Source organism: Kitasatospora sp. NPDC001225 (genome assembly GCF_053597855.1).
Genome location: NZ_JBSFJC010000044.1, coordinates 13832 through 31575, shown reverse-complemented (window position 1 = coordinate 31575; position 17744 = coordinate 13832). Strand labels below are relative to the sequence as shown.

Genomic DNA, 17744 nt, shown 5'->3' with positions numbered 1-17744 from the left:
TCCGTTTTGGCCCGGCGCGTCCGCTTGGGAGAATCGTTCCCATGGGACACGTCGAGATTTCGCACCTGGAGTACTACCTGCCGGACGGGCGCGTGTTGTTCGACGACGCGTCCTTCCGGGTCGGAGAGGGCGCCGCGGTCGCCCTGGTCGGTGCCAACGGCGCCGGCAAGACCACCCTGCTCCGGATGATCGCGGGGGACATCCAGCCGCACGGCGGCACGGTGACGATCAGCGGCGGGCTCGGCGTGATGCGCCAGTTCGTCGGCACCACCGGCCGCGAGGACCAGCAGTCCACCCCGGGCGCGCTGCCGGCCGACGCCTCGGTGCGCGACCTGCTGGTCTCCGTCGCCCCCGAGCGGATCGCCAAGGCCGCCCGCGCGGTGGACGCCGCCGAGCTGGCGATGATCGCCCAGGACGACGAGAAGACGCAGATGGCCTACGCCCAGGCGCTCTCCGACTGGGCCGACGTCGGCGGCTACGACTACGAGACCGACTGGGACGTCTGCACCATGGCGGCCCTCGGGGTGTCCTTCGACAAGGCCCAGTGGCGCGGCCTGAACACCCTCTCCGGCGGCGAGCAGAAGCGGCTGGTGCTGGAGGCGCTGCTGCGCGGCCCCGAAGAGGTGCTGCTGCTCGACGAGCCCGACAACTACCTGGACGTCCCGGCGAAGCGCTGGCTGGAGGAGGCCCTCAAGGCCACCTCGAAGACCGTCCTGTTCATCTCGCACGACCGCGAGCTGCTCTCCAAGACCGCCGACAAGATCATCTCCGTGGAGTCCGGCGCGGCGGGCAGCAGCGTCTGGGTGCACGGCGGCGGTTTCGACTCCTTCCACGAGGCCCGCAAGGACCGCTTCGCGCGGTTCGAGGAGCTCGGCCGGCGCTGGGACGAGGAGCACGCCAAGCTCAAGAAGCTGGTCGTCACCCTGCGCCAGGCCGCCGCCGTCAGCCACGCCCTGGCCACCCGCTACGCCGCCGCCCAGACCCGGCTGAAGAAGTTCGAGGAGGCCGGGCGGCCGGAGGAGCCCCCGCGCGAGCAGAGCATCACCATGCGGCTCAAGGGCGGGCGCACCGGTGTGCGCTCCTTCACCCTGGAGCAGCTGGAGCTCACCGGCCTGATGCGGCCCTTCGACCTGGAGGTCTTCTACGGCGAGCGGGTCGCGGTGCTGGGCGCCAACGGCGCCGGCAAGTCGCACCTGCTGCGGCTGCTCGCGGGGGACGAGACCGTCGAGCACGCCGGCGCCTGGAAGCTCGGCGCCCGGGTCGTGCCCGGCCACTTCCGGCAGACCCACGCCCACCCGGAGCTGTTCGGCCGCACCGTGCGGTCGATCGTCGAGGAGGAGCACGCGCTCAGCCGCGGCGCCGCGATGGGGGCGCTGCGCCGGTACGAGCTGGACCGCCAGGAGGAGCAGAAGTTCGAGTCGCTGTCCGGCGGGCAGCAGGCCCGGCTGATGATCCTCAAGCTCGAACTCTCCGGTGTCACGGCCCTGTTGCTGGACGAGCCGACCGACAACCTGGACCTGGAGAGCGCCGAGGCGCTGCAGGCCGGCCTGGAGGCCTTCGACGGCACCGTGCTGTGCGTCACCCACGACCGCTGGTTCGCCAAGACCTTCGACCGTTTCCTGGTGTTCGGCGCGGACGGCCGGGTGTTCGAGTCGCCGGAACCGGTCTGGGACGTGACCCGCGTGGAGCGCGAACGCTGAGTGACGGCCGGGCCTCCGGCCGGAAGGAGCCGACCCATTTTTGACCCCTTCGGATCCGGCCGGTAACCTGGACGCTTGATGTGCGTATTGGCTCGCTCTATCTCACGTGAGAGGTCGGTACGCCGGAGACATCAGGTCGTCGACCAGCGGTCACCCTTGAATTGCGTCCAAGGTTGGCCAGGCTGCTCTGCCGTCCGGGTGCTCCTGTCAGGACTCACTCACTGAAAAGCGAAGGCTACGACCGTGCGTACGTACAGCCCCAAGCCCGGCGACGTCCAGCGTCAGTGGCACGTCATCGACGCGACCGACGTCGTGCTCGGCCGCCTGGCCTCCCAGGCCGCCAACCTCCTCCGGGGCAAGCACAAGGCGATCTACGCGCCGCACGTTGACACTGGTGACTTCGTCATCATCATCAACGCCGACAAGGTGCACCTGTCCGGTAACAAGAAGACCCAGAAGCTGGCCTACCGCCACTCGGGCTTCCCGGGCGGTCTGCGCTCGGTGCGCTACGACGACCTGCTGGCGAACAACCCGGAGAAGGCCGTCGAGAAGGCCATCAAGGGCATGATCCCCAAGAACAGCCTGGGCCGCCAGATGCTCTCGAAGCTGAAGGTCTACTCGGGCGACCAGCACCCCCACGCTGCCCAGCAGCCGGTGCCGTTCGAGATCACCCAGGTCGCGCAGTAATTCGGCCACCAAGCCCCCCAACACTGAAAAGAGCTGAGGAACACCGTGGCCGAGACCACTGAAACCCTTGAGGTCGACTTCGACGAGGCCGTTGAGGCCGTCGAGGGCGAGTACACCTCCGAGGAGAGCTACACCTCCGAGTCGCTGGCCGGCCGCTTCGGCGAGGCCGTCCCCGGCGCCGGCCTGGGCCGTCGCAAGGAGGCGATCGCCCGCGTGCGCATCGTCCCCGGCACCGGCCAGTGGAAGATCAACGGTCGCACCCTCGAGGGTTACTTCCCCAACAAGGTGCACCAGCAGACCGTGAACGAGCCCTTCAAGCTCCTCGAGCTGGACGGCCGTTACGACGTCGTCGCCCGCATCAGCGGTGGCGGCGTCTCCGGCCAGGCCTACGCGCTGCGCCTCGGCGTCGCCCGTGCCCTGAACGAGGCCGACGTGGACAACAACCGCGGCGCGCTGAAGAAGGCCGGCTTCCTGACCCGTGACGCCCGCGCCGTCGAGCGCAAGAAGGCCGGTCTGAAGAAGGCCCGCAAGGCGCCGCAGTACAGCAAGCGCTAATCGCCTCCCCCGGGGGTGCGGTCCGCCCTGGCGGCGCACCCCCTGGTTGCGCGAAAAACCGTCGCCCCGGAGTACCTCGCGTACTCCGGGGCGACGTGTTCCCCGGCTACTGCGCGGCGGCCGGGATCATCGGTTTGGGTTCCGAGCAGTGGTGATGGAGGACGGGACAGTGGGACGACTCTTCGGTACGGACGGCGTGCGCGGGGTGGCCAACGAGGGCCTGACGGCGGAGCTGGCGCTCGGCCTGTCGGTCGCCGCGGCCCATGTGCTCGGCGAGGCCGGCGCCTTCGACGGCCACCGGCCGGTCGCGGTGGTCGGCCGTGACCCGCGCGCCTCGGGCGAGTTCCTGGAGGCCGCCGTCATCGCCGGTCTGGCGAGCGCCGGCGTCGACGTCCTGCGGGTCGGCGTCCTGCCCACCCCGGCCGTGGCGTACCTCACCGGCGCGCTCGGCGCCGACTTCGGCGTGATGCTGTCCGCCAGCCACAACGCCATGCCGGACAACGGCATCAAGTTCCTCGCCCGCGGCGGCCACAAGCTGGACGACCGCATCGAGGACGCGATCGAGACCCACTACCGCAAGCACACCCTCGGCGACGAGGACTGGAACCGTCCGACCGGCGCGGCCGTCGGCCGGGTGCGCGAGTACACCGAGGGCTTCGACAAGTACGTCGCCCACCTGATCGGCGTGCTGCCCAACCGCCTGGACGGCATCAAGGTCGTCATCGACGGCGCCCACGGCGCGGCCGCCTACGTCGCCCCCGAGGCCTTCGCCCGGGCCGGCGCCGAGGTGGTCCACACCCTGGGGGCCGAGCCCACCGGCCTCAACATCAACGACGGCGTCGGCTCCACCCACCTGGACCGGCTGCGCGTCGCCATGAAGGAGCACCGGGCCGACCTCGGCATCGCCCTGGACGGGGACGCCGACCGCTGCCTGGCCGCCGACGCCGAGGGCAACGAGGTGGACGGCGACCAGATCATCGCCATCCTCGCGATCGCCATGAAGGAGGCCGGCACCCTGCGCGGCAACACCGCTGTGGCCACCGTGATGTCCAACCTCGGCTTCAAGCTGGCGATGGAGCGCGAGGGCGTCGAGCTGGTGGAGACCGCCGTCGGCGACCGCTACGTGCTGGAGGCGATGAAGGAGCACGGCTTCGCGCTGGGCGGCGAGCAGTCCGGCCACGTGATCCTGCTGGACCACGCCACCACCGGTGACGGCACCCTGACCGGCCTGATGCTGGGCGCCCGGCTGGCCGCCACCAAGCAGCCGCTGGCCGACCTGGCCGCCGTGATGACCCGGCTGCCGCAGGTGCTGATCAACGTCAAGGGCGTCGACAAGTCCCGGGTGAGGACCAGCACCGAGCTGGCCGCCGCGGTCGCCGAGGCCGAGGCCGAGCTGGGCTCCACCGGCCGGGTGCTGCTGCGCCCGTCGGGCACCGAGCCGCTGGTCCGGGTGATGGTCGAGGCCGCCGACCCGGCACAGGCCGAGACGGTCGGGCAGCGCCTGGCCGAGGCCGTGCGCACCCACCTGGGCTGAGCCCCGGAGACACGGTGAAGGGCCCCCGCGCGCCGCGGGGGCCCTTCGTGTCGTGCGCTCCTCCGGAGGTGCCTCCCCGGGCGCGCCCCTCGGGGGGCGCTCGTCGGGGCGCGCTCTTCGGGACGCGCTCGTCGGGGGGCGCTCTTCGGGGTGGGCTCAGAGCTTGCGCAGCAGGGCCCGGCGGACCTTGTGGTCCTGGCCCTTCTGGAGGATCAGGGTGGCCCGGCCGCGGGTCGGCAGCACGTTCTCCAGCAGGTTGGGCTTGTTGATGGTGCGCCAGACCTGCCGGCCGTACTCCATCGCCTCCTCCTCCGGCACCTCGGTGAAGCGGCGGAAGTAGGAGTTCGGGTCCTGGAAGGCGGTCTGCCGCAGCTTGCGGAAGCGGTCCAGGTACCAGTGCTCGATGTCGTCGGTCCGGGCGTCGACGTAGATCGAGAAGTCGAAGTAGTCGGCCACCGCGAGGCGGGTGCGGCCGTCGCTGCCGGGCAGGGCCGGCTGGAGCACGTTCAGGCCCTCGACGATCAGGATGTCCGGGCGCTCCACGGTCAGCCGCTCGCCCTGCACGATGTCGTACACCAGGTGCGAGTAGACCGGCGCGCTGACCCGCTCCTTGCCCGCCTTCACGTCCGCGACGAAGCGCATCAGCGCCCGGCGGTCGTACGACTCCGGGAAGCCCTTGCGGGCCATCAGGCCGCGGCGGCGCAGCTCGGCGTTGGGGAGCAGGAAGCCGTCGGTGGTGACCAGTTCGACCCGGGGGTGCTCGGGCCAGCGGGCCAGCAGCGCCTGCAGCAGACGGGCGGTGGTGGACTTGCCGACCGCGACGGAGCCGGCCACGCCGATGATGAACGGGGTGCGGGTGCGCTCGGTGTCCGGGGTGTCCAGGAACGTGCCCAGCGTCCCGCGCAGCTCGTGCGTGGCGTGGATGTACAGGTTCAGCAGGCGCGACAGCGGCAGGTAGACGTCGCGGACCTCGTCCAGGTCGAGGGCGGTCCCGAGGCCGCGCAGCCGTTCCACCTCCTCGGCGGTCAGCGGCAGCGGCGTACGCTCGCGCAGCGCGCTCCACTCGGCCCGGCTGAGGTCCACGTAGGGGGACGGGGACGGGCCGGGCGTGGCGGCGCCCGGCGTACAGAGTTCGGTCAGCACATGCTCCATTGTGAGCCGTCGCGGCGTTCACGGTGGCTGTGGTGTCGGTCACGCAGTGTTCCCGCGCGGCGGGAAAACGGCCACAGAACCGCCCTTATGCTGGCACGCATGTGCGGAATTGTTGGATACGTGGGCGCTCAGACCGCCCTCGACGTAGTAATCGCAGGCTTGCAGCGACTGGAGTACCGGGGCTACGACTCGGCCGGTGTCGCGGTGCAGGTCCAGGACTCCGAAGGGCAGTGGAGCCTGGCCACCGACAAGCGGGCGGGCAAGCTCGCCAACCTGGAGAAGTCGCTCGCCGAGACCCCTCTGCCCGGCGGCACCACCGGCATCGGCCACACCCGCTGGGCCACCCACGGCGGCCCGACGGACGCCAACGCCCACCCTCACCTGGACGACCGCGAGCGGGTCGCGGTGGTGCACAACGGCATCATCGAGAACTTCGCCCAGCTGCGCGCCGAGATCGCCGAGCGCGGCCACACCCTCCGGTCCGAGACCGACACCGAGGTCGTCGCCCACCTGCTGGGCGAGGCCTACGCGGGCGACCTCGCCGAGGCCATGCGGGCGGTCTGCCGTCAGCTGGAGGGCGCCTTCACCCTGGTCGCCGTGCACGCGGACGCGCCGGACGTGGTCGTCGGCGCCCGCCGCAACTCGCCGCTGGTGGTCGGCCGCGGCGAGGGCGAGAACTTCCTCGCCTCGGACGTCGCCGCCTTCATCGCCCACACCCGTGAGGCGATCGAGCTGGGCCAGGACCAGGTGGTCGAGCTGCGCCGGGAGGGCGTGACCGTCACCAACTTCGACGGCACCCCGGCCGACGTGCGCGAGTACCACGTCGACTGGGACGCCTCCGCCGCCGAGAAGGGCGGCTACGACTACTTCATGCTCAAGGAGATCGCCGAGCAGCCGAAGGCGGTCGCCGACACCCTGCTCGGCCGGATCGGCACCGACGGCCGGCTGACCCTCGACGAGCTGCGGATCTCCGACGCCGACCTGCGCTCGGTCGACAAGGTCGTCATCGTGGCCTGCGGCACGGCCTTCCACGCCGGCATGATCGCCAAGTACGCGATCGAGCACTGGACCCGCATCCCCTGCGAGGTCGAGGTCGCCTCCGAGTTCCGCTACCGCGACCCGATCATGGGCCCGGGCACGCTGGTCATCGCCATCTCGCAGTCCGGCGAGACCATGGACACCCTGATGGCCCTGCGGCACGCCCGCGAGCAGGGCGCCAAGGTGCTGGCGATCTGCAACACCAACGGCTCCACCATCCCGCGCGAGTCGGACGCGGTGCTGTACACCCACGCCGGTCCGGAGGTCGCGGTCGCCTCGACCAAGGCGTTCCTGACCCAGCTGGTCGCCTGCTACCTGGTCGCCCTGTACCTGGGCCAGGTGCGCGGCACCAAGTGGGGCGACGAGATCTTCGCCGTCATCAAGGAGCTCGGCGACGCGCCGAAGCAGGTCGAGCAGGTCCTGGAGACCATGGAGCCGGTGCGCGAGCTGGCCCGCTCGCTGGCCGACGCCCGCTCGGTGCTGTTCCTCGGCCGCCACGTCGGCTTCCCGGTGGCCCTGGAGGGCGCGCTCAAGCTCAAGGAGCTGGCGTACATGCACGCCGAGGGCTTCGCGGCGGGCGAGCTCAAGCACGGCCCGATCGCGCTGATCGAGGAGGGGCTGCCGGTCGTGGTGGTCGTGCCCTCGCCGCGCGGGCGGTCGATCCTGCACGACAAGATCGTCTCCAACATCCAGGAGATCCGGGCCCGCGGCGCCCGCACGATCGTGATCGCCGAGGAGGGCGACGAGGCCGTCGTCCCGTACGCGGACCACCTGATCCGCATCCCGGCCACCCCGACCCTGCTCCAGCCGCTGGTCTCCACCGTCCCGCTCCAGGTCTTCGCCTGCGAGCTGGCCACGGCCAAGGGCCACGAGGTCGACCAGCCGCGCAACCTGGCGAAGTCGGTCACCGTCGAGTAGCCGCTCGGCCGTACGGCGCCCCTGCGGTGGCTGCGTCCTACCGCAGGGGCGCCGTGTCGAGTGCGAACGAAAACGGGGCGGGCAGGTCGATCGCCTTGCCGAACTCGACCTTGGTCTGGGTGATGTAGTCCTCGCCGTCGGGTTCAGTGAACAGGGTGATCATGCCTTCGCCGCGGTCGATCAGCAGGTAGCAGGGGATCCCCGCAGCGGCGTAGCCCCTGCGCTTGGGCTCGCGGTCCTTGTGCGGGTTGATCGACGTGATCTCGAAGACCAGCAAGACCCCTTCCGCAGAAGCCCACGAGTCGGCGTGCTCGAAATGGCCGACCGGGCTCAGAGTGCCGTCGGGGATGAACCGTCCTTTGGGCGTGATCAGTCCCTTGTTCCCGGACAGGTCGAACTCGGCCTCGGCCTTGCGCATGAACTGCCTGTTCAGCAGGGAGAACGCGGTCTCGTGTTCGCCGTCCGGCCGTGGTGTCACGACGATCTCCCCTTCGATGAACTCGGCCTTGCTTCCCAGCGGGGTGTCCAGCCCCAGAAACGCCTGGAGGAGGCTCTCCTCGCCCAGCGGGTGCTCGACTGCCGGCATGGCGACCATGGCCCTTCTCCCTCCTGCTGGTCTGTACCGAGCGACAAAGTAGGCGTACGGACCGGAGCCGGTGGGGGATCGAAGTGGGTGTCACTCGAAAGTGTGCCGCAGGCCCGGCTCCCGTGGGGCGGTGACGCGGGCTAGCGTCGGCGGTAGCCGACCGCTGAAGGAGTTCTCCCCATGCGTCATGCACACCCTGTGGAAACCGTCCGGGCCGCCGAGGCCGAGCTGATGGCGCGGCTGCCGGAGGGCACGCTGATGCAGCGGGCGGCGGCGGGGCTGGCCGCGACCTGTGCGCGGCTGCTGACCGGGCGTCGGGGGCGGGTGTACGGCAGTCGGGTGACGGTGCTCGCGGGCAGCGGGGACAACGGGGGTGACGCCCTGTACGCGGGGGCCGCGCTGGCCCGGCGCGGGGCGCGGGTGACGGCGGTGCTGCTGGTGCCGGAGAAGGCGCACCCGGGCGGGCTGGCCGCGCTGCGGGCCGCCCGTGGGCGGGTGACGGTGGAGCAGGAAGTCGGCCTGGCCGACTTCTCGCGCGCGGACCTGGTGCTGGACGGCATCGTCGGCATCGGCGGCCGGGGCGGGCTGCGCCCCGCGGCGGAGCCGTACGCGCGGGCGGCGCGACGCGGGGCGGTGGTCGCGGTGGACCTGCCGAGCGGGGTGGACGCCGACACCGGCGAGGTGCCGGGCGTGGCGCTGCGCGCGGACGTCACGGTCTGCTTCGGCACGTACAAGCCCGGTCTGCTGATCGACCCGGGGGCCTCGTACGCGGGCGCCGTGCAGCTGGTCGGCATCGGGCTGGAGCCGCCCGCCGCGGAGGTGACGGCGCTCCAGCACGCGGACGTGGCGGCGCTGCTGCCGGTGCCGGGCGCGGAGAGCGACAAGTACCGGCGCGGCGTGGTCGGGGTGGCGGCCGGCTCGGTGACCTACCCGGGGGCGGCGCTGCTCGCGGTGGCCGGGGCGCTGTACGGGGGCGCGGGCGCCGTCCGGTACGTGGGCACGGCGGCCGAGGAGGTGGTGCGGCGCTTCCCGGAGGTGCTGGTCACCGAGGGCGGTCCGGCCGGGGCCGGGCGGGTGCAGGCCTGGGTGGTCGGGCCGGGCGGCGGCGAGGGGGCGCGGCAGGCGCTGGCCGAGGCGCTGGCGAGCGACGTCCCGGTGCTGGTGGACGCGGACGGGCTGACCGAGCTGGGCCGGCTCGGCCCGGACGCGCTGGCCGGCCGCACCGCGCCCACCCTGCTCACCCCGCACACCGGCGAGGCCGCCCGGCTGCTCGCGGGCGCCGGGGGCGGCACGCCGCCGGCCGCCGCCGACCTGGCCGCGGCCCGGCTGGCCACCGCCCGCCGGCTGGCGGCCGACTACCGCGCGACGGTGCTGCTGAAGGGCTCCACCACGGTGGTCGCCGACCCGGGCGGGGCCGTCCGGGTGAACCCCACCGGCACCTCCTGGCTGGCCACGGCCGGCAGCGGCGACGTGCTGGCCGGGCTGGCCGGCTCCCTGCTGGCGGCCGGCCTCGCGCCGCTGGACGCCGCGTCGGCGGCCGCCTACCTGCACGGCCTGGCCGGCCGTGAGGCGGCGGGCGAGCCGGGCGCCCCGACGACGGCGCTCGCGGTGGCCGGCGCGCTGCCGGCGGTGTGGCGGGCGGTCCGGACGCCCTGACCGGGAAGGCCGGGAAGGCGCCCGGAGGGCCGGCAACCGGAACCGGACGGTCCGTCGAACGCGTCCGTGCAAGGGACGGACGAGCGGTTCGCCGCAGGTCGGCGCGGTGCGCGCGGCCCGGTCGTCGGCCGCCGCGCCGACGGGCCGTTCGGCGAGGACTCCGGGACGTCTGGGAGACTGACCCTGATGACAACTGCGAACACGATCGGCACAGCCACCCTCACCGACGGCGTACGGGCCGAGGCGACCATCGATCTCGCCGCCCTGCGCGGCAACCTCGCCGCGTTGCGCGAGCGCGTCGGCAGCACGGCGGTGATGCTCGCGGTCAAGGCGAACGCCTACGGCCACGGCGCGGTCGAGTGCGCCCGGGAGGCGGTCGCGAACGGGGTCGGCTGGCTCGGCTGCGCGACGCCGGACGAGGCGCTGGCCCTGCGGGCCGCGGGCATCCGCCCCGAGCAGGCCCGCATCCTGTGCTGGCTGTGGACGCCGGGCGGGCCGTGGCGCGAGGCGCTGCGCGCGGGCCTGGACATCTCGGTCAGCGGCCAGTGGGCGCTGGACGAGCTGCTGCCCGCCGTGCGCGAGACCGGCATCCCGGCCCGGGTGCACCTGAAGGCCGACACCGGCCTCGGCCGCAACGGCTGCCAGCCGCACGACTGGCCGCGGCTGGTGGCGGCCGCCCGCCGGGCCGAGGCGGAGGGGCTGCTGACGGTCGTCGGCGTCTGGTCGCACTTCGCCGCGGCGGACGAGCCCGGCCACCCGTCGATCCAGGCCCAGCTGGACTCCTACCGCGTCGCGCTGGCCACGGCCGAGGCCGCCGGGCTGCGCCCCGAGGTCCGGCACCTGGCGAACTCCCCGGCCACCCTGCTGCTGCCGGAGTCGCACTTCGACCTGGTCCGCACCGGCCTGGCCGCGTACGGGCTGTCGCCGGTGCCCGAGGTGGGCTCGCCGGCGGACTTCGGGCTGCGCCCGGTGATGGCGCTGACCGCGCGGCTGGCGCTGGTCAAGCACGTCCCCGGCGGGCACGGGGTCAGCTACGGCCACCACTACACGACGCCGGGCGAGACGACGCTGGGCCTGGTCCCGGTCGGCTACGGCGACGGCATCCCCCGGCACGCCAGCGGCACCGGCCCGGTGCAGATCGACGGCAAGTGGCGCACGGTGGCCGGACGGGTCGCGATGGACCAGTTCGTGGTGGACCTCGGCGGCGACGCCCCGGCGATCGGCGACGAGGTGCTGCTGTTCGGCAACGGCGAGCGCGGCGAGCCCACCGCCGAGGACTGGGCCCGCGCCTGCGGCACCGTCTCGTACGAGATCATCACCCGGATCGGTGCCCGGGTGCCCCGCCGCTACCTGGGCGGCAGCCACGCCGAGGTCCGGTCGGCATGACCGGGGGGCCGGCCGAGGGCAGTCCGGTCGCGGCGGTCGCCAGGGCGGCCGGTGCCGCCTCCGGGGTGAGCCGGGCGGGTGTGATCGGGATCTCGGTCGGCGTGCTGGCGGCCGGGGCGGCCGCGGGCGTCGCGATCGAGCGGCTGACCGTCGGCCGGGCGATGCGCCGCCGGGCCCGGGCCGAGCTGGACGCGAACGCCCCGTACGGCTCGCTGCGCGGGCGCCCGAGGACGGTGGCCGCGCCGGACGGCACCGAGCTGTACGTCGAGCTGGACGGCACCGGCTGGAGCGGGCCGGACGGCGGGACCGGTGCCGAGCCGCTGACCGTGGTGTTCTGCCACGGCTACTGCCTCAACCAGGACAGCTGGCACTTCCAGCGGGCCGCGCTGCGCGAGGGCCTGCGGCTGGTCTTCTGGGACCAGCGCAGCCACGGCCGCTCCGAGCGCTCCCGCTCGTACCTGGCGGGCGAGCCGGCCGGCATCGACCAGCTGGGCGGCGACCTCAAGGCGGTGATCGACGCCGTCGCGCCGACCGGGCCGCTGGTGCTGGTGGGCCACTCGATGGGCGGCATGACGGTGATGGCGCTGGCCGACCAGCACCCGGAGCTGTTCCGCGAGCGCGTCGCCGGGGTGGCGCTGATCGGCACCCTCGCCGGGGACTGGAACGAGGTCAGCCTCGGCCTGCCGAAGGCCGGCGCGAAGCTGTTCAAGAAGGTCGCGCCCGGGGTGGTGAAGCTGCTGGGCCGCCAGGTCGACCTGGTCGAGGCGACCAGGCGGCTGGGCTCGGACGTGGCCGCCGTGTTCTACCGGAGGTTCTCCTTCGGCGGCCGGGACGTCGACCCCGGTGTGGTGCGCTTCGCCGAGCAGCTGCTGGACGCCACCCCGATCGACGTGGTCGCCGAGTTCTACCCGGTGTTCGGCGCGCACGAGAAGTACGGGGCGCTGGACGCCCTGCGCGGCCTGCCCGCGCTGGTGCTGGCCGGGACGAAGGACCTGCTGACGCCCTCGACGCACAGCGAGGCGATGGCCGAGCGGCTGCCCGGCGCGGAGCTGGTGCTGGCCGAGGGCGCCGGGCACCTGGTGATGCTGGAGTGCCCGGAGCTGGTCGACCACGAGCTGGCCCGGCTGCTGCGCCGGGCCGCCGGCTTCGCCGGGGCCGCGCCGCTGCCCGCGGCCGTCCTCGACCTGGCCGGGGAGCGGACCGCGGAGACCGTCGTCGACCCCGCCTGAGGCCCGGGTGCCCGCCCGGAGGGCCCACCCGCCGCGCGGGTGCCCGCCGATGTGGCACGGTAGCGGTGGCGGCCGGTGGTCGGCGCGCCGTACGGACCGAAGGGCAAGACACGCGCATGGGCTCGCACGCCACTCTCACCGTCCCCACCCCGGAGCGGATGGGCCGGCTCGGCCGGGAGCTGGCCGCGCTGCTGCGGCCGGGTGACCTGGTGCTGCTCTCCGGCGAGCTGGGGGCGGGGAAGACCACGCTGACCCGGGGCCTGGGGGAGGGGCTGCAGGTCCGCGGGGCGGTGACCTCGCCGACCTTCGTGATCGCCCGGGTGCACCCCTCGCTGGTCGGCGGCCCGGCGCTGGTGCACGTGGACGCGTACCGGCTGGGCGGGGACCTGGACGAGATGGAGGACCTCGACCTGGACGTCTCGCTGCCCGAGTCGGTGGTCGTGGTCGAGTGGGGCGAGGGCAAGGTCGAGCGGCTGTCCGAGGACCGGCTGGAGGTCCGGATCGAGCGCGCCATCGGCGGCACCGAGGGCGGGGACGACCAGGACCCGCGCCGGGTGGTGCTGACCGGCATCGGCCCGCGCTGGGCGGACGCGGCGCTGGCGGAACTCGGATAGCCGGGAGGGCGCCGACGACCCGCCGACGGGGCTCCGACGACTCGCCGACATCTTGCCGACAGACTGTCGGCAAGATGTTGCGGCCGGGGTGCCGGGCGTGGTGGGATGGGTGCTGCGGTTAGGTCTGCCTAACTAGGGAGGCGCCATGTCGAGCACCACCCCCGCCCCGCAGCGCGCGGTCACCGCCGCCGGGGCCGGAGAGTCCGCCCGTCGCGTTCCGGGAGAGCCGATGCGGGCGCTGCTGGCCGCCTGCGCGGCCGCCGAGGCGGTGTCCACACCGCCCGGACCGCGCCCCCGGCAGGACGGACCGCGGCCCGGACACGACGAACGGCCCGAGGCGCGGACGCCCCGGGCCGCCTGAGGCCGCTCCTCCCGAAACCGAACCCGAATTCGAACCCGAATCCGGGCCGCCCGGTCCCGTCCGGGCTCAGGCGATCACGACCACCTTGGTGTCCTTCGGCGCGAAGTCCCAGAGCAACTGCCCCTCGGCGCGGCCGCTGCGGATGCCGCCGGTCTTGGCGCTCGGGTCGGTGGTCGGCGTCGCGCCGTCCACCGCCGCGCTGAAGCCGAACACCACGCCGTTCTGCTGCGCGAAGCGCACCACGTGCTCGATCTGCTTGCCGTCCGTCCCGGTGGTGGTCGGGGTGCGGCTGTACACCGCGTAGCTGCCCGGGGCCGGCTCGACCGAGCCCGGGGTGACCGGGAAGGCGGCCGCGACCTGCGGGCTCTTCTTCGGGTCGACCAGCCAGACGTAGTGGCTGCCGACCGAGTACACCACCCGGGTGCCGGTGCCCGAGGTGGCCGGCAGCGGGGGGACGGTCGGGGTGGCCGCGGCGGTGGGCGCCGCGGCGGTGGCCGTGCCGGTCGCCGTGGTGGTGGCGGTGGGCTTGGGGCCGCCGGCCCGGTCCTGGGCGCCGTTGGCCTGGAAGGCCAGCAGGCTCACCACCGCCAGGGCCCCCAGGGTCAACCCCGTGACCACCACTCCAGGACCCATCTTCGCCACGTTGCCGCTCCCGCCGCCGTCCCTTTACGTACGGCCCCATCGTGCCAGGTTCATCCGCGCGGGTCGCAGTGCCTCGGATCTGTGTTCCCGCCTGGTACACCCTGCCGATCGGCCGGTCGGCCCAACGTCGGTCTAACCTTGACCCGTGCTGCTGCTCGCGTTCGACACCGCTACCCCCGCCGTCACCGCCGCCGTCCACGACGGCACGGCCGTCCTCGCCGAGACCCACCAGGTCGACGCCAGGCGCCACGGCGAACTGCTGCTGCCCGCGATCGACCAGGTGCTGCGGGCCGCCGGGGTGGACAAGCACCGGCTGACCGGCATCGCGGTCGGCGTCGGCCCCGGCCCGTACACCGGCCTGCGGGTCGGCCTGGTGACCGCCGCCGCGCTCGGCCACGCCCTCGGGCTGCCGGTGCACGGCGTCTGCACGCTGGACGCGATCGCCTTCCAGGCCCGCGCCGAGGGCCTGGCCGGGCAGCCGTTCACGGCCGCCACCGACGCGCGCCGCAAGGAGGTCTACTGGGCCTCGTACGACGCCGAGGGCCGCCGCACCGAGGGCCCCGCCGTGGACCGCCCGGCCGAGCTGACCCCGCAGCCGCGCTCCGTCGGCGCCGGCGCGCTGCTCTACCCCGACGCCTTCCCGGGCGCGCACGGCCCCGAGCACGTCTCGGCCGGCGCCCTGGCCGGCTTCGCCGCCGCCGAGCTGGCCGCCGGGCGCGAGCTGCTGCCCAACCACCCGCTGTACCTGCGCCGCCCGGACGCCCAGGTCCCCGCGGCCTACAAGAACGTTCTGGGAGGCAAGGCGGTGCTCCCGGCGTGAACCACGGCACCACCCTGCGCCCGATGCGCTGGTGGGACATCGCGCCGGTGCTGGAGCTGGAGCTGCGGCTCTTCCCCGAGGACGCCTGGTCCGCCGGGATGTTCTGGTCCGAACTGGCCGAGTCCCACCCCGGCGGCACCCGCCACTACACCGTCGCGGCCGCCCCGGACGGCAGGATCGTCGGCTACGCCGGACTGATGGCGATCGCCGGCGAGGGCGACGTCCAGACCATCGCCGTCGACGAGCGCCACCAGGGCGCCGGCCTCGGCACGGCGCTGCTCACCGACCTGATCCGGGAGGCCGCCCGGCGCGAGTGCGCCGAGCTGCTGCTGGAGGTGCGGGTGGACAACCCGCGCGCCCAGCGGCTGTACGAGCGCCACGGCTTCGAACCGGTGGGCATCCGGCGCGGCTACTACCAGCCCGCCAACGTCGACGCGCTGGTGATGCGCCTCGACCACCCGAGCACTGACAGCACTGACCCGAAGGACATTGAGGACACCCGCCATGGCTGACGAACCGCTCGTCCTCGGCATCGAGACCTCCTGCGACGAGACCGGCGTCGGCATCGTGCGCGGCACCACGCTGCTGGCCGACGCGGTCGCCTCCAGCGTCAACGACCACGCCCGCTTCGGCGGCGTCGTCCCGGAGATCGCCAGCCGCGCGCACCTGGAGGCGATGGTCCCGACCATCCAGCGCGCCCTGGACACCGCCGGGATCAAGGCGAGCGACCTGGACGGCATCGCCGTCACCGCAGGCCCCGGCCTGGCCGGCGCGCTGCTGGTCGGCGTCAGCGCCGCGAAGGCGTACGCCTGGGCGCTGGACAAGCCGCTGTACGGGGTCAACCACCTCGCCTCGCACATCTGCGTCGACCAGCTGGAGCACGGCCGGCTGCCCTCGCCGACGATGGCCCTGCTGGTCTCCGGCGGGCACTCCTCGCTGCTGCTCAGCGAGGACATCACCAGCGACGTCCGCCCGCTCGGCGCGACCATCGACGACGCGGCCGGCGAGGCATTCGACAAGGTCGCCCGGGTGCTCGGCCTCGGCTTCCCCGGCGGCCCGATCGTCGACCGCACGGCCCGCGAGGGCGACCCGAAGGCGATCGCCTTCCCGCGCGGGCTGAGCGGCCGCAACGACCCGGCGTACGACTTCTCCTTCTCCGGCCTGAAGACCGCCGTCGCCCGCTGGGTGGAGGCCAAGCGCCGGGCCGGCGAGGAGGTGCCGGTCGCCGACGTGGCGGCGTCCTTCCAGGAGGCGGTCACCGACGTGCTCACCCGCAAGGCCGTCAAGGCGTGCAAGGACAACGGCGTCGACCACCTGATGATCGGCGGCGGCGTGGCGGCCAACTCGCGGCTGCGCGAGATGGCCCAGCAGCGCTGCGACCGGGCCGGCATCCGGCTGCGGGTGCCCCGGCCGGGCCTGTGCACCGACAACGGCGCGATGGTCGCGGCACTGGGCGCCGAGATGGTGTGGCGCGACCGCACGCCGTCCGCCCTCGACCTGTCGGCGGACTCCTCGCTGCCGGTGACCGAGACCCACGTGCCCCACACGGACTTCCACGGCCAGGCCTACGACGCCCTCGGCGGCGGCGCGGCATGACCGTCGCCGCGATGTGGGAGGCCCGGGCGGCGACCGGCCGGGGCGACGAACTCGCCGCCTGGGTACGGGAGTCGGTGCTGCCCGCGGTCCGCGGCTCGGCCGGGCTGGAGCGCCTCGAACTGCTCTCCGCCCCGGACGAGCGGGTGCTGCTGATCACCTGGTGGAACGGTGAGCCGGTGCCCGTCGCCGACCCGCCGGCCGGGCTGCTCGGCCGTCCGGTGCACCGCTGGTCCTTCACCAGCGAGCACGTCGAGTAGCCCCTGGCCGGGAACCGCCGCGGCGGTCGGTACCGTGCATAGCTGAGAGAAGGCTGGACGGGAACCGGGAGCGCGCAGCGGTGATCAGGCGGAGCAGGACCAGGACGTACGGGGTGGGGGCGCTGGCCCTGCTGGCCTTCGCCACCGCGTGCGGGGACAACGGGGGCGGTGGCGGTGCCGCTCCCGCCGCCACGACGGCGGCGGCCACGCCCCGGCCCACCGGCGCCGCGCCGACCAGCGCGTCCGCGCCCCCTTCGGCGGGCGCCCCGGCGGGCGCGGACGCGGCGGCCTGGGCCAAGTGGAACCTCACCCCGCTCGCCCCCGCCCCGGCGCCGCCCGCCGACAAGCCGATCAAGCTCGAACGGACCGGCCCCGTACCGGTGTTCAGCGATGTGAAGACCAGCGACAAGGTCGTCTTCATCACCATCGACGACGGCGCCGAGAAGGACCCGAAGTTCGTCGAGATGCTCACCGACCTCAAGGTGCCGATCTCGATGTTCCTGACGAAGGACATCGTCAAGAACGACTACGGCTACTTCAAGCCGCTCCAGGCGCTGGGCAACCACATCCAGAACCACACCGTGGACCACCCGGTGATGAGCAAGCTGTCGGCCGACAAGCAGAAGGCCGAGATCTGCGACGACCAGGCCGCGCTCACCCAGCAGTACGGCACCGCCCCGCTGCTGTTCCGCCCGCCGTTCGGCGACGGCGCCAACACCCCGATGCTCAACACCTCGGTGCAGCAGTGCGGCCCGCGCGCGATCGTGCTCTGGCGCGAGTCGATGCAGATCCACGACATGCAGTACCAGGCCGCGGACAAGAAGCTGAAGCCCGGCGACATCGTCCTGGCGCACTTCCGCGGCCCCAAGGAGCTCAAGGGCGCCACGATGACCCAGATGTTCGGCGACCTGCTGGCCCGGATCCAGGAGCAGGGCTTCTCGGTGGCCCGGCTGGAGGACTACATCCAGGCGCCCGCCTCGTAGCCCCGTCCCGGTCCTGGGGCCGCCGCGTCG

The 17744-nt window shown here is 73.5% G+C and carries 18 protein-coding genes; 15 read left to right on the top strand and 3 right to left on the bottom strand.

Annotation, left to right across the window (positions count from 1 at the left end; genetic code table 11):
- Positions 1-41: 41 nt before the first annotated feature.
- The 4 genes from ACWDCZ_RS17600 to glmM all read left to right on the top strand — a co-directional run bounded on the left by ACWDCZ_RS17600 (position 42) and on the right by glmM (position 4476).
- Positions 42-1700 carry an ABC-F family ATP-binding cassette domain-containing protein gene (locus ACWDCZ_RS17600; protein WP_387967114.1) on the top strand — a complete coding sequence of 553 codons (1659 nt, stop codon included), beginning with the start codon at positions 42-44 and terminating at the stop codon, positions 1698-1700.
- Positions 1701-1943: 243 nt separating this feature from the next.
- On the top strand, positions 1944-2387 hold the full coding sequence (rplM, locus tag ACWDCZ_RS17595) for a 50S ribosomal protein L13 (RefSeq protein ID WP_030055846.1): 444 nt from the start codon (positions 1944-1946) through the stop codon (positions 2385-2387).
- Between the two features lie 45 nt (positions 2388-2432).
- Entirely contained in the window at positions 2433-2942 is a 510-nt protein-coding gene (gene rpsI, locus ACWDCZ_RS17590) for a 30S ribosomal protein S9 (RefSeq protein WP_049649053.1), read from the top strand.
- Positions 2943-3111: 169 nt separating this feature from the next.
- On the top strand, positions 3112-4476 hold the full coding sequence (gene glmM / locus ACWDCZ_RS17585) for a phosphoglucosamine mutase (protein ID WP_049649054.1): 1365 nt from the start codon (positions 3112-3114) through the stop codon (positions 4474-4476).
- Positions 4477-4632: 156 nt separating this feature from the next.
- Here the strand turns inward: glmM and coaA are convergent, their stop codons facing one another.
- A complete protein-coding gene (gene coaA / locus ACWDCZ_RS17580; protein WP_049649055.1) occupies positions 4633-5628 on the bottom strand; it encodes a type I pantothenate kinase in 996 nt (331 codons plus the stop codon).
- Positions 5629-5727: 99 nt separating this feature from the next.
- Between coaA and glmS the strand changes: the two genes are divergently transcribed.
- Positions 5728-7584: a glutamine--fructose-6-phosphate transaminase (isomerizing) gene (glmS, locus tag ACWDCZ_RS17575; RefSeq protein ID WP_117488219.1), complete on the top strand. Its 1857-nt coding sequence runs from the start codon at positions 5728-5730 to the stop codon at positions 7582-7584.
- Positions 7585-7621: 37 nt separating this feature from the next.
- Here glmS and ACWDCZ_RS17570 read toward each other — a convergent pair whose 3' ends face one another.
- On the bottom strand, positions 7622-8170 hold the full coding sequence (locus ACWDCZ_RS17570) for a Uma2 family endonuclease (protein WP_449816342.1): 549 nt from the start codon (positions 8168-8170) through the stop codon (positions 7622-7624).
- Positions 8171-8350: 180 nt separating this feature from the next.
- Here ACWDCZ_RS17570 and ACWDCZ_RS17565 point away from each other — a divergent pair, with 180 nt between their 5' ends.
- The 5 genes from ACWDCZ_RS17565 (at position 8351) to ACWDCZ_RS17545 (ending at position 13416) form a co-directional block, all read left to right on the top strand.
- Positions 8351-9826, top strand: coding sequence for an NAD(P)H-hydrate dehydratase (locus tag ACWDCZ_RS17565; RefSeq protein WP_449816339.1), 1476 nt, complete (start codon positions 8351-8353; stop codon positions 9824-9826).
- A 186-nt stretch (positions 9827-10012) separates the two neighbouring features.
- Positions 10013-11212 (top strand): alanine racemase, encoded by a 1200-nt coding sequence (gene alr, locus ACWDCZ_RS17560; RefSeq protein WP_049655958.1) that lies wholly within the window; start codon positions 10013-10015, stop codon positions 11210-11212.
- Positions 11209-12441 carry an alpha/beta fold hydrolase gene (locus ACWDCZ_RS17555; protein WP_049655957.1) on the top strand — a complete coding sequence of 411 codons (1233 nt, stop codon included), beginning with the start codon at positions 11209-11211 and terminating at the stop codon, positions 12439-12441. Before alr ends, ACWDCZ_RS17555 begins: the two co-directional genes overlap by 4 nt.
- A gap of 116 nt (positions 12442-12557) precedes the next feature.
- Positions 12558-13055, top strand: a complete 498-nt coding sequence (tsaE, locus tag ACWDCZ_RS17550; RefSeq protein WP_049655956.1) for a tRNA (adenosine(37)-N6)-threonylcarbamoyltransferase complex ATPase subunit type 1 TsaE — start codon at positions 12558-12560, stop codon at positions 13053-13055.
- A 145-nt stretch (positions 13056-13200) separates the two neighbouring features.
- Positions 13201-13416, top strand: a complete 216-nt coding sequence (locus ACWDCZ_RS17545) for a hypothetical protein (RefSeq protein ID WP_049655953.1) — start codon at positions 13201-13203, stop codon at positions 13414-13416.
- Positions 13417-13482: 66 nt separating this feature from the next.
- On the opposite strand, the gene ACWDCZ_RS17540 is transcribed toward ACWDCZ_RS17545, so the two are convergent.
- Positions 13483-14049 carry a hypothetical protein gene (locus ACWDCZ_RS17540; RefSeq protein WP_049655963.1) on the bottom strand — a complete coding sequence of 189 codons (567 nt, stop codon included), beginning with the start codon at positions 14047-14049 and terminating at the stop codon, positions 13483-13485.
- A gap of 154 nt (positions 14050-14203) precedes the next feature.
- Here ACWDCZ_RS17540 and tsaB point away from each other — a divergent pair, with 154 nt between their 5' ends.
- The 5 genes from tsaB to ACWDCZ_RS17515 all read left to right on the top strand — a co-directional run bounded on the left by tsaB (position 14204) and on the right by ACWDCZ_RS17515 (position 17714).
- Positions 14204-14878: a tRNA (adenosine(37)-N6)-threonylcarbamoyltransferase complex dimerization subunit type 1 TsaB gene (gene tsaB, locus ACWDCZ_RS17535; RefSeq protein WP_049655952.1), complete on the top strand. Its 675-nt coding sequence runs from the start codon at positions 14204-14206 to the stop codon at positions 14876-14878.
- Positions 14879-14901: 23 nt separating this feature from the next.
- Positions 14902-15390 (top strand): ribosomal protein S18-alanine N-acetyltransferase, encoded by a 489-nt coding sequence (gene rimI, locus ACWDCZ_RS17530; RefSeq protein ID WP_049655961.1) that lies wholly within the window; start codon positions 14902-14904, stop codon positions 15388-15390.
- Positions 15383-16474, top strand: coding sequence for a tRNA (adenosine(37)-N6)-threonylcarbamoyltransferase complex transferase subunit TsaD (gene tsaD / locus ACWDCZ_RS17525; protein ID WP_049655951.1), 1092 nt, complete (start codon positions 15383-15385; stop codon positions 16472-16474). Before rimI ends, tsaD begins: the two co-directional genes overlap by 8 nt.
- The gene (locus ACWDCZ_RS17520; RefSeq protein WP_449816338.1) at positions 16471-16731 is read left to right on the top strand and encodes a hypothetical protein; all 261 of its coding nucleotides are present in this window, start codon (positions 16471-16473) and stop codon (positions 16729-16731) included. Before tsaD ends, ACWDCZ_RS17520 begins: the two co-directional genes overlap by 4 nt.
- Before the next feature lie 80 nt (positions 16732-16811).
- Positions 16812-17714 (top strand): polysaccharide deacetylase family protein, encoded by a 903-nt coding sequence (locus tag ACWDCZ_RS17515; RefSeq protein WP_107418825.1) that lies wholly within the window; start codon positions 16812-16814, stop codon positions 17712-17714.
- The last annotated feature ends 30 nt before the right edge of the window (positions 17715-17744 follow it).

Bases quoted from the DNA above. Each gene is read 5' to 3' on its own strand.
- ACWDCZ_RS17600 (WP_387967114.1), top strand. From the start codon at position 42: ATGGGACACGTCGAGATTTCGCACCTGGAGTACTACCTGCCGGACGGG.
- coaA (WP_049649055.1), bottom strand. From the start codon at position 5,628: ATGGAGCATGTGCTGACCGAACTCTGTACGCCGGGCGCCGCCACGCCC.
- glmS (WP_117488219.1), top strand. From the start codon at position 5,728: ATGTGCGGAATTGTTGGATACGTGGGCGCTCAGACCGCCCTCGACGTA.
- ACWDCZ_RS17570 (WP_449816342.1), bottom strand. From the start codon at position 8,170: ATGCCGGCAGTCGAGCACCCGCTGGGCGAGGAGAGCCTCCTCCAGGCG.
- ACWDCZ_RS17565 (WP_449816339.1), top strand. From the start codon at position 8,351: ATGCGTCATGCACACCCTGTGGAAACCGTCCGGGCCGCCGAGGCCGAG.
- alr (WP_049655958.1), top strand. From the start codon at position 10,013: ATGACAACTGCGAACACGATCGGCACAGCCACCCTCACCGACGGCGTA.
- ACWDCZ_RS17555 (WP_049655957.1), top strand. From the start codon at position 11,209: ATGACCGGGGGGCCGGCCGAGGGCAGTCCGGTCGCGGCGGTCGCCAGG.
- tsaE (WP_049655956.1), top strand. From the start codon at position 12,558: ATGGGCTCGCACGCCACTCTCACCGTCCCCACCCCGGAGCGGATGGGC.
- ACWDCZ_RS17545 (WP_049655953.1), top strand. From the start codon at position 13,201: ATGTCGAGCACCACCCCCGCCCCGCAGCGCGCGGTCACCGCCGCCGGG.
- ACWDCZ_RS17540 (WP_049655963.1), bottom strand. From the start codon at position 14,049: ATGGGTCCTGGAGTGGTGGTCACGGGGTTGACCCTGGGGGCCCTGGCG.
- rimI (WP_049655961.1), top strand. From the start codon at position 14,902: ATGCGCTGGTGGGACATCGCGCCGGTGCTGGAGCTGGAGCTGCGGCTC.
- tsaD (WP_049655951.1), top strand. From the start codon at position 15,383: ATGGCTGACGAACCGCTCGTCCTCGGCATCGAGACCTCCTGCGACGAG.
- ACWDCZ_RS17520 (WP_449816338.1), top strand. From the start codon at position 16,471: ATGACCGTCGCCGCGATGTGGGAGGCCCGGGCGGCGACCGGCCGGGGC.